Origin of the sequence: Mycolicibacterium sp. lyk4-40-TYG-92, assembly GCF_030209435.1 — a bacterium.
In the GTDB taxonomy this organism is placed as follows: Bacteria; Actinomycetota; Actinomycetes; order Mycobacteriales; family Mycobacteriaceae; genus Mycobacterium.
Genome location: NZ_JARVRX010000010.1, coordinates 58,707 through 72,275, shown reverse-complemented (window position 1 = coordinate 72,275; position 13,569 = coordinate 58,707). Strand labels below are relative to the sequence as shown.

Genomic DNA, 13,569 nt, shown 5'->3' with positions numbered 1-13,569 from the left:
TCGATGTGGCGAGCGTCGCCACCAGCTGGCCGACCATCTAGTTAGGTTAGGCTAATCTGGTTGATTGCGTCGGCTGCCGGCCTGGCCGTGTCGGCCATGGCGGGTCGCTCAATGACGAGAACCCACGGGACACGCCGGTAGGCGGCGTGAAGGGTTTGAGGAGACGCGATTGCCCGGACTGTACGACCCGAATCAGGACAAGAGCAGTTGCGGTGTCGGCTTCTTGACCCGGAAGGACGGCGTCCAGACCCACGACGTCATCCGCAAACTTCACGAGGCGTTGTGCGCCGTACCTCACCGCGGCGGCATGTCCTCCGAAGGCGTGGGCGACGGCGCGGGCGTCAACCTCGATCTGTCACTGCGATTCTTCGCCGAACTCACCGGTCGGTCCGACCTACGCCTCGGCCAGTTCGGCGTGGGCAACTTCTTTCTGCCGAATGATCCTGCCCACCATGACCAGGCCGAGGCGGTTATCGAGAAGGCGCTCCTTGACCAAGGTTTCGAAATTCTGCTCAAGCGCGATGTCCCCGTGGATGATTCCGCAATCAGGGCCGCCGCGACGAAGTACCAGCTACCCATCCGGCAATGGGTGTTCCTGTCGGATTCGGATCGCAAGATTCACGACGCCCTTATGGCCATCGAGGCCATTGCCTACACCCGCCCCGAACTGCTCGGCCTGTACCCGCTCTCCTTGAGTGCGCGCACGCAGGTGCTCAAGGGCCGCCTCAATTCGAACGAAGTGGTGCCGTACTTCCGCGATCTGTCCGATCCGCGGATGGAGGTGCACTCGATGTTCTTCCACACCCGCTTCTCCACCAACACGGCGCCCAATGCCACCATGGCCCAGCCGTTCCGGTTGATGGCTCACAACGGCGAGCTCAACACCGACAAGAAGAACCGGCTCTCCGACAACGCTATGGCACGGGCCCACAACCGCGCCATCATCCGCCCCGCCGGACAGTCGGACAGCTGCCGGCTGGACCAGACGCTGCAGCACCGGGTGCTCGAGGACGGACTGGACCTCGTCACCGCCGTCGTCGCCATGATGCCGCCGGCGTGGGAGAACGACACCACCCTCTCACCTGAAGTCCGCGCCATGCTCGAGTACTTCAGCCTCTACGAGGAGAAAAACGACGGTCCCGCCGCGCTGATCTTCGGCGACGACAGATTCATCGGCGCCCGCCTCGACCGCTTGGGGCTGCGCCCGCTACGCACCGTGGAAACGGCCGACTATCTCGGCGTGATGTCCGAAGCCGGACAGGTGTACTTCCCGCCGGAGGAAGTGATCAAACGGGGCCGGATCGAAGCCGGCGGAATGCTGTACTACGACCATAAAGAGCAGCGGTCGTACGGCTCCACCGAAGCCCTGGAAATGCTTGCCGCACAGCATGATTATCCCGACATGCTGGCGCAGGCCCGCGTCAACCTTGCCGACCTGCCCGCCGTGCCGCCGGAAAGCCAACTCTCCCCCGCCCGCTACAGCGGCGACCTGAACCGCTATCAGCGCTACGTCGCATATTCCATGAGCCAAGAAGATTTCAAGTTCCTGATGGACCCGATGCTGGCCACCGGGCAGGAGAAGATCTCGGCGATGGGTTACGGCGCGGCGATCAACGCGCTGTCCAACCACGAGGGCGGCATTGCCCGCTATTTCTCGCAGCGGTTCGCTCAGGTCACCAATCCACCGCTGGACAGCATTCGCGAGGCCGACGGAATGACGCTGCGGGTGGCACTCGGCGCCAAGCCGGGTAGCGGCGGCACGCCGGCGCCGCAAATCATCATCCCGTCGCCGATCGTGTCCCACCTGGACATGTTGATGATCCGCGACCAGACCCACACCCCGGTGCGGATATTCGGCATGCGGTACCGGGTCGACTTGGAGGGCGGACCGTACAACTCCGAGGTCCTGGTGCATTCCATCGACAAGCTCTGCGATGAAGTCGAGGCGTTCGCGCGCGAGTCGGGCGGCATCGCCGTCATCTCCGACCGCCACGTCGAAAGTGTCCGGGCGCCGATGCCCCTCACGATCGTGATTTCGGCGATCAATCAGCGGCTCATCGAAGAAGGTCTGCGGTTGCGGGTTTCGCTGATCGCCGAGAGCGGTCAACTGGCGTCCTCGCATCACATCGCAACGGTGCTCGGATTCGGTGCATCCGCGGTGTATCCGCTGACGGTGCAGATGCGCGCCGAGGAGAAGTTCGGCCCCGACGAGCAGTCGATCGCAGGCGCCTTCAAGCGGTTCGCCAAAGCCGCGGAAAAGTCGTTGATGAAGACCATGGGCCGCGTCGGCCTGTGCACCGTCGAAAGCTACATCGGCGGCGAGTTCTTCGAGCCCAACTACCTCGACACCGCAGGCCCGGTGTTGCGCAAGTACTTTCCGAATGTGACCGCCGTCGTCGGCGGCGTCGGCTTCCGCACGCTGTCGGACACGTCGGCAGAATGGCATGCCCGCGCACTCCAGGTCCAGACCGAAAAGGACATACCGCTACTCGGTCTGTTCAAAGAACGCGCGGAAGGTGCCGGCCACTCCTACGGCACCACGGCCGTACGGGGATTCGTCGACATGACCGAGGAAACCATCTCGTTCGGCGACGACGCCCGGCCCAAGAATCCAGATATGGCCGACCCGCTGTTCCTGCGGACTCTGCCACTGAACCAACTCGAAGGCGCATTCGGTCTGAACGACGAGGCGTACCGCAACAACAGTTTTGAGGAGCTGACGCCGCGAGATGTCAACAGCTTCGACATCACTCCCGGCTACCGCAACTTCGTGTTCGCCATGAACGCCGAACGTGCCCGCCGGCCCGCGGCCCTGCGTGACGTGCTGGCGTTCCCCGCCGACGTCACGTTCGCCACCACGGCCGACGAATTCCGGTCCGAGATGGGCAAATTCGCGCGCTTCGGCAACAACTCCTACCTGGTGCGGGGGCTGACGGTCGACCGGGCGGGAGACGCGTTCACGCTGCGGCTGAGTCACTCACCGGAGCGGCTGCAGGCACTCGCGGACTCGCTGATTCAGCGGTTCGGTGACGAAATCATCGACTACCAGGTCACCGGCGACCAGCTGTGGCTCGTCGCTCGTGCGCGAGCCAGGCATTTCCTGGGAATGACCCTGACCGCACCGGAAGCGATTCCGCTGGACTCGGTGCAACCGGCCGACGAGATCGCGGCGACGCTCACCTCCGGCGCCATGAGTCACGGTGCGCTGGTGGCGAACGCCCACGAGGCTGTCGCGCACGGCACCAACATGGTCGGTGGCTTGTCGAACTGCGGTGAAGGCGGCGAGCACATCAGCCGCTACGGCACCATCCGCGGCTCGCGTATCAAGCAGTTCGCGTCGGGCCGGTTCGGGATATGGGCCGGCTACTTGGCCGATCCGATGTTGCGTGAGCTTGAGATCAAAATCGGGCAGGGCGCCAAACCCGGTGAGGGCGGCCAACTCCCGGCACAAAAGGTGACGGTGCAGATCGCCGCTGCGCGTGGCGGCACCCCCGGCGTCGAACTGGTGTCGCCGCCGCCGCACCACGACACGTATTCGATCGAGGATCTGGCACAGCTGATCCACGACTGCAAGGCCGCACGCGTGCGGGTGATCGTGAAGCTGGTGTCGAGTGAGGGAATCGGCATCATCGCCGCCGGTGTCGCCAAGGCCGGCGCCGACGTCATCAATGTGGCCGGCAACACCGGTGGCACCGGCGCGGCCGCCGTCACGAGCCTCAAATACGCGGGCCGCTCGGCGGAGATCGGCGTCGCCGAAGTGCATCAGGCCCTGGTGGCCAACGGGATCCGGCAGAAAGTCGTCCTGCGATGTTCAGGCGCGCACCAAACCGCCAGTGACGTGGTCAAATCGGCACTACTCGGAGCGGACAGCTACGAGTTCGGCACCACCGCCCTGATGATGCTCAAGTGCGTCATGGCGAAGAACTGCAATATCAAATGCCCGGCAGGCCTGACCACGAACGCCGAGGCGTTCGAGGGCGATCCTCGTGCCTTGGCGCAGTACCTGCTCAACATCGCCCATGAAGTCCGCGAAATTCTCGCCACGCTCGGTTTGCCGTCACTGCGGCACGCCCGCGGCCGCAGCGACCTGCTGCACCTGCTGGATCACCCGTCGAGTATCGGCCGACTCGATCTGCGGGCAATGCTCGCCCCCGCAGAGGGTTTCGTCCCAGAAGACCCGATCTACATGGAACGGGACTACTCCGTCGACGACGCGTTCCTGGCGCAGCTCGACCTGGCGGGCGTGACGATGGAACCGGTGACGCTGAGCAACCGGAACAAGAGCGTCGGCGGACAGCTGGCCATCGACATCGAACGCATGCTCAACCACGAGGGTGCCGACGGTCCGGCGGTGGCGACCGACGATCGCGGGCGCCGCTTCCTGAAGCCGGACAGCGTCGTCATCACCACGTCCGGATCGGCCGGACAGAGCTACGGCGCATTCTGCAACGACGGAATGCTGTTGACGCACACCGGAACCTGCAACGACGGCGTCGGCAAGAGCGCCTGCGGCGGCACCATTGCGGTGCTGTCCCCCGGCGGCGGATCGGACGAGCCCGGCGGCAACGTGCTGATCGGTAACTTCGTGCTGTTCGGCGCATCGGGCGGCCGGCTGTTCGTCGCGGGTGAGGCTGGTGACCGGTTCGCGGTGCGGAACTCCGGCGCCAGCGCAGTAGTCGAAGGCGTCGGCGAATTCCTCTGCGAGTACATGACCAACGGCGCGGTGTTCAACATCGGCGAGTTCGGCAAGGCTGTCGCCAACGGCATGAGCGGCGGATTCCTGTACCAGTACGACCCCGACGGCGAGTTACCCTCGAAGGTCAGTACCGACTCGGTCGTCGTCGCCCCGATATCGGAGGCACCGTTCCACGAAGCGGCGGCACTCACACTGCTGCAGTGGCATGTGGAGGCCACAGGTTCGGCGAAAGCGCGGCAGCTGCTGGATGACTGGCGCATTACCCGCCAGCATGTGGTGTACGCCATGCCGCGAGCGCTGCTGCAGTACCAGGACGCCGACGCGATCCTGGCGGCCAAGACCCGCAAGGAACTGCTCGACGAGCTGGCCACGGCGCTGGCCGGCCACCAGGTGGCCAAATTCAAGCGGTCCTACCGCAATCAGGAAACGGTGCTCGGCGGTGCGGTACCCGGCTACGGCGATACCGACACCGAAGAGATGTACGCGCTACTGAATACCTACACGGTGCTGAACATGGCCCAGCAACTCGCCATGTCTCGCACCCCAGGGGTGACCGATGTGGCCGATCCGCGGATCGGAAAGACCGTGCGCAACCTGGTGCTCATCGAGGACTTCTTCCTCGTCCAGAAGCTGCAGCGCTACGCCCGCGAGGCCATCGACGGGTTCAGCGACGAGGACCTCGCGGTGTTCGTCGCCAACAAACGGATCAACGACTACAAGGAGGCGCTGGCCCAACGCAACGTGCTGTCCATGGACAGTCCCGGCACCTACGGCTGGATCCTGTACCAGGATGCGAAGAACGTCGAGAAGATCGGCCGACTGCCGTCTTTCGAGGAACTGTTTGCCGCACAAGCTGTTCCGGATGTCGCCGCCTCGTTCGATTCCCTGGAGAGCGCACAGTGAAGATCGCCTACATTCCCGAAGACGCCCCGTTCAACGAGGACCAGCGTGCCTGGATCTCCGGCTTCCTGGCCGGTCTGCATTCCCGGCTGGCGATCAATGTCGCTGCCCCGCCGCCCGTGGTCGTCGGTGACCAACCGGCCTTGCTTCCGCAGCTGCGTATCCTGTACGGCACCCAGACAGGCAACGCCGAGGGTGTCGCGAATGATGCTGCGGCAGCGGCCAAGTCGCAGGGTTTCGACGTCAGGGTCAGCGGACTCGATGAGATCGAACTGGGCGAGTTCGCCGGCCTGAAGTTCGTGCTGATCGTCACCTCGACCTATGGCGAGGGCGAAATGCCCGACAATGCCGAATTGTTCTGGGAGGCCCTGTCGGCGTCGACGGCGCCGCGGCTGGAGGGTGTCTCGTTCGGTGTGCTGGCCCTCGGCGACACCGGCTATGACGGCTTCTGCCAGGCCGGCAAGCTGTTCGACATGCGCCTGGAGCAACTCGGCGCGTCCCGCGTCGTCCCACGCACCGACTGCGACGTCGACTACGAGGCACAGGCCGCCGACTGGATTCAGAGTGCACTGATGGCGCTGGTGCCGACATCCGGTGCCAGTGGGCGGCCGTCGGCGCCTCCGCCCAGTGCGGTTGCGCGCTCCGGATGGACGCGGAAGAACCCGTTCGTCGCGGGGGTGGCGGTCAACCGCTTGCTGTCGGGCTCGGGTTCGGACAAGGAGATCCGGCATTACGAATTCGCGTTGGCGGACAGCGGTATCGAATACGAGGCCGGTGACGCGCTGGCCGTGCTGCCCCAGAACAATCCTGCTCTGGTGGAGGCCATCGCCGAGCATTTCCGGGTGTCCGTCGACACGATGGTCGACGGCGAGCCGCTGAGCGAGCTCCTTGGGAATCGCTACGAAATTAGTTCTCCATCAAAGGATTTGCTCGGCGAGGTGGAAAGCCGCGCCGAAAACGAAGAATTGTCGCACGTGCTGCGCGGCGGCGTGAAGGAGAGACTGGACCGCTGGCTGTGGGGTAAGGACATCCTCGACGTGCTGCGCATCGCCGGCGACGACCTGAGCGTCGAAGAATTCGTCGGATTGCTCAAACCCCTGCAGCACCGGGCGTACTCGATCTCATCGAGTGCGCTCGCGCATCCTGATCGTATCCACCTGACGGTAGCCAGCGTGCGCTACGAGATGGGCGGGCGCATGCGCGGCGGCGTGTGCTCGACGTTCCTGGCCGACCGCAGCGAGACAGCGAAAATCTTTCTGCAACCGAACAAGTCGTTCCGAGTACCGGCCGATAACGACGTGCCGATGATCATGGTCGGTCCAGGCACCGGCATCGCACCATTCCGGGCGTTCCTGCAAGAACGCGAAATGCGCGGTGCCGGCGGCCGCAACTGGCTGTTCTTCGGCGACCAGCATCGCGCGGACGACTACGTCTACGAAGACGAACTGACGGCGTGGCAGGCCTCCGGCCTGCTGTACCGGCTGGACCTGGCATTCTCGCGCGATCAGAGCGAGAAAATCTATGTGCAGCACCGGATGCGCGAAAACGGCAAAGAACTGTTCGGCTGGCTCCAGGACGGCGGCCACTTCTACGTCTGTGGCGACGCGCTGCGAATGGCCAAAGATGTCGACCAGGCACTGCACGACGTGGTTGCCGAACACGGCGGACTGGATCATGACGCTGCCACCGAGTACGTCAACGAACTCAAACGCGAAAAACGGTACGTGCGCGATGTGTACTGACGGTCGACCATGCCCGAACTGCCCCGCACAACGGCTTGCGGCTAGCAGCCGCGCACTGGCCGAAGCGCTGCCCGCGCTGGGCACGGTGGTCACGGTGACCGCCAATGATGCTGCGCTGCTGTCGCATACCGGCGAGTATGGCGTGATCGCACACCCCGGTGAGGCGCTCGTGTACAACGAGGATCGGATCGGACTACGGATCTCGCCCAGTGTGGTCGGGTACCGGACATCGCGGGCACTGACACTGCTCGACGACTTCGGCACGCACCGCGCCTATCTGACACCGTTGACGGACCACCTTGTGGTGGAGGCGCTCTCGGCTGCATCGGCCGAGGCATCGGAGCCGGTCTCGCCTATCGACTGGGGTGCTGTCAACTGGGACGACACCGATCAACTCGACCATCTCGACGATCTGACGCAGGCGCGCTACCAGGTGCTTCCGTTTCAGGGCGCCCGGCGGATTGTTCCCGCAGTGGTTCCTCACCTCTTGGCATACCTGGTATCCGAGGGGCTGGGTTTCACGGTCGCTGTGCGCGGCGGCGGGTGTGTGCAGCTACACCGCGGCCGGGCGTCGATGGCAGATGGGGCAAACCAACATTTCGCGGTGATATTTGGAGCGGCACGATATGCCGTTGACCCCGTGCAGCTTTCGGAATGCTGGGTGACTCGCGCGCATGGAATATCCGGGCCGACGTCAGCGATCGAGCTGTACGACCACAGCCGCCACTGCGTCACGGTTCTGACGCAGACCGGAGCCGTGTGTGAGCACGTCCGGAAAACATGGGAAGCCATGGTGGCATCGTTGCCGACCTGCGAGGATTAGCAGCGTCCGACTGTCATTGCGCGCACGTCGTTGCCGGGTCGGCGGCGACCATCCCCTGGCTCCTCAAGCAGCAGCAGGGTTTTCGATCACGATGGCGACGCCCTGGCCGGAGCCGACGCAGACTCCGATGGCCCCGTAGCGGGCATTGCGCTCGCGCAGTTCGGTGGCCAGGGTCAGGACGTAGCGGGCACCGGTGGCACCGAAGGGATGGCCGATCGCCACGGCACCGCCGTTGGGCGTGAGCTTCTCATCGGGCACGACGAACCCGCCGAGCTGATTCGGCAGCTCCCGCAGCACGCCGAGAGCCTGCGCGCTGAACGCCTCGTGCACTTCCCAGACGTCGATCTGTTCCGGCGTCAGCCCGGCTCGCTTGATGGCAAGGGGCAGCGCCCACGCCGGGGCGAGACCCATGAACAGCGGATCGATCCCGTACACCGCCGAGGACACCACGCGCGCCAACGGCTCGACGCCGAGTTCCGCCGCACGCTCCCCCGACGCCAGCACGAGGGCGCTGGCGCCATCGGTGAGCGGCGTCGAGTTGGCCGCCGTCATCTGGGTGGTGCCCGGCTGCGGACGCAGCGCCGCCAGTTGCTCGGCTGTGGTTTCGTCGCGGATGAACTCATCGTGCTCGAACACCCTCGCCGGTGACTTCTTCGTCGCGGCGATCTCGACCGGCATGATCTCCTTGGCCAGCCGCCCGGAATCACGGGCCGCCTTGGCATTTCGCTGCGTGCGCAGCGCGAAGGCGTCGATCTCCTCGCGCGACAGACCGTAGCGGTCGGCCACCTTCTGCGCGGTCTCGATCATGCTGATGTAGGCGTTACGCGCCAGCAGCGCGGGGTTGGGTGGGCCGCCGGCGCCGGCCCACATGGTGTCGAGGAGGATGACGGGCCCGCGCGGGGCGAACGGCGCGTCGCCTTTCATGTAGGCCCAGCCCGATCGGGACATCGATTCGACGCCGCAGGCCATGCCCACGCCCAGATCGCCGGCCCGGATCGCGTGCGCGACGTTGATGGTGGCGCTCAGCGACGATCCGCAGAACCGGTTGATGGTCGTCCCGGCCACGGTGTCGGGGAATCCAGCGGCGAGCGCCGCCCAGCGCGCAACGTCACCCATCCCCTCATGTGCGGGATTCACACAGCCGGCGACGACGTCCTCGATGGCTCCGAGTTCGACGCCGACGCGTTCGCACGCGCCCTTCATCGTCATGCCGAGGAGGTCGTCGGTGCGGATGTGCGACAGCGAACTGCCGTACCGCGCAAATGGAGTGCGGACACCCCCGAGCACAAATGCTTCTGTCATCAGCCGTCTCCCGCTCGATGTCGAGGCGAGCGTACCGCTGACGCCGCCCTGGCAGCGGGCAAATCCGTGAGGGCCGCGCGTCAGCGGTCTCTAGACCGGATGTGCGCGCAGCCAATCGAGTACCTGCTGGGCGTGCGTGTTCGGCGGGAAGATCGGATAGAAGACGTGCTCGATGCAACCGTCGCGGATCACCATCGTGAGCCGGGTGTAGAGCCGCGGATGTCCGTCGGCGGCGAACGTCGGGAGTCCCGCGGCCTCAGCGAGGGCGAACTTCTCGTCAGACAGCATGTGGAACGGCAACCGCAGCCGCCGCACCACTTCCGCCTGATAGTCGACGTCCTGACTCGACATGCCCCAGACCTGGCTCGCCCCAGCGGCTTTCAGCTCGGCGAAGTGGTCGCGGAAGTCACAAGCCTCGGTGGAACATCCGCGGGCCCCGGGGATCGCGTCCCACCCCTCGGGGAGGTCGACGCCGGGACGGCCCGTCAGCGGGTACAGGTACAGAATCGTCCGCCCCGCCGGCAGATGGCGCAGCGGGACTTCACCACCGCCACTCGACGGCAACGTGATGTCCGGGACCTGCAGCCCGACCAGATGATCAGCCGCACCGTCGTTTTCGGGCACCGGAAGGCCGGCGGGGAGCGTCGTGAAATCTGTCAACGGTTCGTCCTTCTTGTCGAATGCTCGGCACGCGGCAGCGTCGAGCCGTGCTGTGAGGTCCTGCCGGCGTTGTGTCAGCGAGGCAATGGTGTCGTCGAGGACCGCGATGCTGTCCCGATAGGCCGCAAGCGACTCGGGACACTCGTCGCTGTGTTCGTGGCCGTGCCGGAGGCAGTCGATGAACGGCCCGGCCTTCGACGGCGCGATGCCCACCGCGGCGAGCGCACGCACCTCGCTGACGATCTGCACGTCCTCGTCGGTGTAGTCCCGGTAGCCGTTGGACAGGCGCGACGGCTCCAGGAGGCCGAGGTCCTCGTAGTACCGCACGGCCTTGGTCGACGCGCCCGTTCGCCGGGCCAGCTCGGAAATCTGCATGGTCAATGTCCTCAGCCCAGAGGGTAAACATTGCCGCCGGGGGCAAGGTCAAATTTCCAGCCCGCTGGACCCACTGACGCCGATTCCCGGTCCTATGGCGAGTGTGCAGCTTTACTCCGCGTTGACGTGCCAGGTCGTTCCGAAGCTGCACATTCGTCGTAGGGCCCGCCGCGACACATGACGACACCGAGCCGTCCCCAACCGAGTCATAAAGTGAGACCCATGGCCCTGCACACCCCACTGACGGAACTGTTCGGCATCGAGCACCCGATTGTCCTGGCCCCGATGGGCGACGTTTCCGGTGGGCGGCTGGCAGCCGCGGTGTCCGAAGGTGGCGGCCTCGGCCTGATCGGCGGCGGCCGTGGCGACTTGACCACGCTCGCCACCGAATGCGCCATAGCCCGCGAAAACACCCAAAAGCCGTGGGGCGTCGGCCTGCTCACCTGGGCGATCAATCAGGAGATCATCGACTGGGTCATCGCGCAGCGGCCCGCCGGCATCATCTTGTCGTTCGGTGACCCTGCTCCGTTCGCCAAGGCCATCCACGACGCGAACATCCCGCTGCTGTCCCAGGTCCACAGCCTCGATGAGGCCAGGCAGGCGCTCGACACCGGCGTCCAGGCACTGGTCGCGCAGGGCCGGGAGGCGGGCGGCCACCACGGCGGCCGGTCGACGCTGCCGTTCGTCCCCGCCGTCGTCGACCTGGCGCACGGCATTCCGGTACTGGCTGCCGGCGGGATCGCCGACGGGCGCGGCCTGGCTGCCGCACTGACCCTCGGCGCCGCGGGCGCCATGATCGGCACCCGGTTCGAAGCCACCCACGAGTCGCTGCTCAGCGCCGCCGAGTCGAAGGTCATGCTCAAGGCCACGGCCGCGGACACCACCACGGGCCGCGCCATCGACATCGCCGCCCGGCCCGTCGAAACGCGTTGGCCGGCGCAGTATCCGGCGCGCACCCTGCGCAGCGTCTTCACCGACCAATGGCAGGACCACGACGCCGAGCTCGACGCAGATCTCAAGGCGCAGCAGGAGTTCCGTGACCGAGTGGCCAAATCAGACATGGACTACGTCCCGATCTGGGCCGGCGAGGCCCTCGACCTGATCGATGACCTCGAACTGGCGGCGCCGCTGGTCCAGAAGATCGCGCATGACGCCGAACGCACCCTGACCCGGGCCCACGCCTACATCCGCTGATGCCCGAAGGCGATACCGTCTGGCACACCGCAGCCATCCTCCGCGAGGCGCTGCAGGGAAAGACGCTGACGCGCTGCGATATTCGCGTGCCGAAGTTCGCCACCGTCGACCTCACCGGCCAGACGGTCGACGAGGTCATCAGTCGCGGTAAGCACCTGTTCATCCGCACCGCCGAGGCCAGCATCCACTCGCACCTCAAAATGGAAGGCAAGTGGCAGGTCAACACCAGACCCCGCCGCCCCGACCACAGGACGAGAATCATCCTGGAAGCAGGCGACATCCAAGCGGTCGGCTCCGAACTCGGCACCCTGGAAGTCCTGCGACGAGACCACGACGACGAACCCGTCAAACACCTCGGCCCGGACCTCCTCGGGCCGGACTGGGATCCACAAACCGCCGCAGCCAACCTCACCCGGGAGCCCGACCGGCCGCTGCACCAGGCGCTACTCGACCAACGCAACCTCGCGGGCGTCGGCAACGTCTACGCCAATGAGCTGTGCTTCATCGTCGGCCGCCGCCCGACGGCCCCGGTGGGCACAGTGAAAGACCCGCTGCGGCTGGCGCAGCGGGCCCGGGACATGTTGTGGCTGAACAGAAACAGATGGAGTAGGACCACAACGGGCGATACCCGACCCGGCCGTCAACTCTGGGTGTACGGCCGGGCCGGGCAGGCGTGTCGCAGGTGCGGGACGCTGATCGAATCAGCCGACCGAGGCCGGCACCAGAACCTCGACGTCGTCGACGACCTCAACCTGACTGACCGGATCACCTTCTGGTGCCCGCTTTGTCAGCCATGAGTCCGGCAGGGCCAGGCGGCAGATCTTCTTGACCACCGAGAAGAACTGCTTGTGGATCGGACCGCTGTTGTAGGGCAGGTCGTACTTCTCGCACAGCGCCTCGACCTCCGGCGAGATTTCCGCGTAACGGTGCGCCGGGATGTCGGGGAACAGGTGGTGCTCGATCTGGAACGACAGGTTGCCACTGAAGATGTGGAACCACTTGCCACCGGTCAGGTTCGCCGAGCCCAGCAGCTGGCGGTAGTACCACTGCCCGCGGGTTTCGCTCTTGGTCTCCTCGACGGTGAACTCGTGGGTGCCCTCCGGGAAGTGACCGCAGAAGATGATCGTGTAGGACCACACGTTGCGCATCAGGTTCGCAGTCATGTTGCCCGCGAAGACGAACGGCGCGAACGGACCGGCCAGCAGCGGGAACGCCACGTAATCCTTGACGGTCTGCTTGCGGACCTTCGCCCACATCTCACGCAGCATGTCCTTCTTGTCCCGCAGGCGGATTTCGCCGGTGCGGATACGCTCGGCCTCGAGTTCGTGCAGCGCGACGCCGTACTGGAAGAACACCATCAGCAGGAACGCGTAGACCGGGTTGCCCAGGAAGTACGGGCTCCACTTCTGGTCCTCGCTCATCCGCAGGATGCCGTAGCCGATGTCACGGTCCATATCGACGATGTTGGTGTAGGTGTGGTGCATGTAGTTGTGCGAGTGCCGCCACTGGTTGGACGGGCAGGCCGAATCCCATTCGAAGTTCTGGCCGCGCAGCGCCGGGTCACCCATCCAGTCGTACTGGCCGTGCATGACGTTGTGGCCGATCTCCATGTTGTCGAGGATTTTCGACAGACCGAGCATCACGGTGCCGACGGGCCAGGCCGGCGGCAGGAACAGCAGGGCGCGGCCACCGACCTCGAGCTTGCGCTGCATGGCGATGATGTTGCGGATGTACTCGGAGTCGCGATCACCGAGGTCGGCGAGGTGGCGTTCGCGGATGGCGTCGAGTGCGCGGCCGAACTCGTCGAACTGTTCGGGGGTCATGGGGGCGGGACGTTGAGTCATGGTTCGTCTCCTTTTTGTGTGTGGGCTGGTGGG

General features: G+C 65.4%; 8 protein-coding genes. 5 read left to right on the top strand and 3 right to left on the bottom strand.

Annotation, left to right across the window (positions count from 1 at the left end; all coding sequences use genetic code 11):
- Window positions 1–169: 169 nt before the first annotated feature.
- The 3 genes from QRN63_RS15125 to QRN63_RS15115 are packed head-to-tail and all read left to right on the top strand — an operon-like array spanning window position 170 to window position 8,161.
- Complete coding sequence (locus tag QRN63_RS15125; protein WP_285031526.1) at window positions 170–5,599, top strand: glutamate synthase-related protein; 5,430 nt, start codon at window positions 170–172, stop codon at window positions 5,597–5,599.
- Window positions 5,596–7,338: a sulfite reductase subunit alpha gene (locus QRN63_RS15120; protein ID WP_267318188.1), complete on the top strand. Its 1,743-nt coding sequence runs from the start codon at window positions 5,596–5,598 to the stop codon at window positions 7,336–7,338. Before QRN63_RS15125 ends, QRN63_RS15120 begins: the two co-directional genes overlap by 4 nt.
- Complete coding sequence (locus QRN63_RS15115) at window positions 7,328–8,161, top strand: ChuX/HutX family heme-like substrate-binding protein (RefSeq protein ID WP_267318189.1); 834 nt, start codon at window positions 7,328–7,330, stop codon at window positions 8,159–8,161. The genes QRN63_RS15120 and QRN63_RS15115 overlap by 11 nt, the downstream gene beginning before the upstream one ends.
- 63 nt (window positions 8,162–8,224) lie before the next feature.
- Here QRN63_RS15115 and QRN63_RS15110 read toward each other — a convergent pair whose 3' ends face one another.
- Both QRN63_RS15110 and QRN63_RS15105 read right to left on the bottom strand, forming a co-directional pair.
- Window positions 8,225–9,463 (bottom strand): thiolase family protein, encoded by a 1,239-nt coding sequence (locus QRN63_RS15110; protein WP_285031524.1) that lies wholly within the window; start codon window positions 9,461–9,463, stop codon window positions 8,225–8,227.
- Window positions 9,464–9,553: 90 nt separating this feature from the next.
- Window positions 9,554–10,498 carry a MerR family transcriptional regulator gene (locus QRN63_RS15105; protein WP_285031523.1) on the bottom strand — a complete coding sequence of 315 codons (945 nt, stop codon included), beginning with the start codon at window positions 10,496–10,498 and terminating at the stop codon, window positions 9,554–9,556.
- Window positions 10,499–10,720: 222 nt separating this feature from the next.
- On the opposite strand from QRN63_RS15105, the gene QRN63_RS15100 reads away from it, so the two are divergent.
- Both QRN63_RS15100 and nei2 read left to right on the top strand, forming a co-directional pair.
- A complete protein-coding gene (locus QRN63_RS15100; protein ID WP_285031522.1) occupies window positions 10,721–11,692 on the top strand; it encodes an NAD(P)H-dependent flavin oxidoreductase in 972 nt (323 codons plus the stop codon).
- A complete protein-coding gene (gene nei2, locus QRN63_RS15095) occupies window positions 11,692–12,489 on the top strand; it encodes an endonuclease VIII Nei2 (protein ID WP_285031521.1) in 798 nt (265 codons plus the stop codon). The genes QRN63_RS15100 and nei2 overlap by 1 nt, the downstream gene beginning before the upstream one ends.
- Here the strand turns inward: nei2 and QRN63_RS15090 are convergent.
- Complete coding sequence (locus QRN63_RS15090; RefSeq protein ID WP_285031520.1) at window positions 12,394–13,536, bottom strand: fatty acid desaturase family protein; 1,143 nt, start codon at window positions 13,534–13,536, stop codon at window positions 12,394–12,396. The two genes, nei2 and QRN63_RS15090, sit on opposite strands and share 96 nt — an antisense overlap.
- Between the last annotated feature and the right edge of the window lie 33 nt (window positions 13,537–13,569).

Coding starts and splice junctions, on each gene's coding strand:
- QRN63_RS15090 (WP_285031520.1), bottom strand. CDS start 13,536: ATGACTCAACGTCCCGCCCCCATGACCCCCGAACAGTTCGACGAGTTC.
- QRN63_RS15110 (WP_285031524.1), bottom strand. CDS start 9,463: ATGACAGAAGCATTTGTGCTCGGGGGTGTCCGCACTCCATTTGCGCGG.
- QRN63_RS15115 (WP_267318189.1), top strand. CDS start 7,328: ATGTGTACTGACGGTCGACCATGCCCGAACTGCCCCGCACAACGGCTT.
- QRN63_RS15100 (WP_285031522.1), top strand. CDS start 10,721: ATGGCCCTGCACACCCCACTGACGGAACTGTTCGGCATCGAGCACCCG.
- QRN63_RS15105 (WP_285031523.1), bottom strand. CDS start 10,498: ATGCAGATTTCCGAGCTGGCCCGGCGAACGGGCGCGTCGACCAAGGCC.
- nei2 (WP_285031521.1), top strand. CDS start 11,692: ATGCCCGAAGGCGATACCGTCTGGCACACCGCAGCCATCCTCCGCGAG.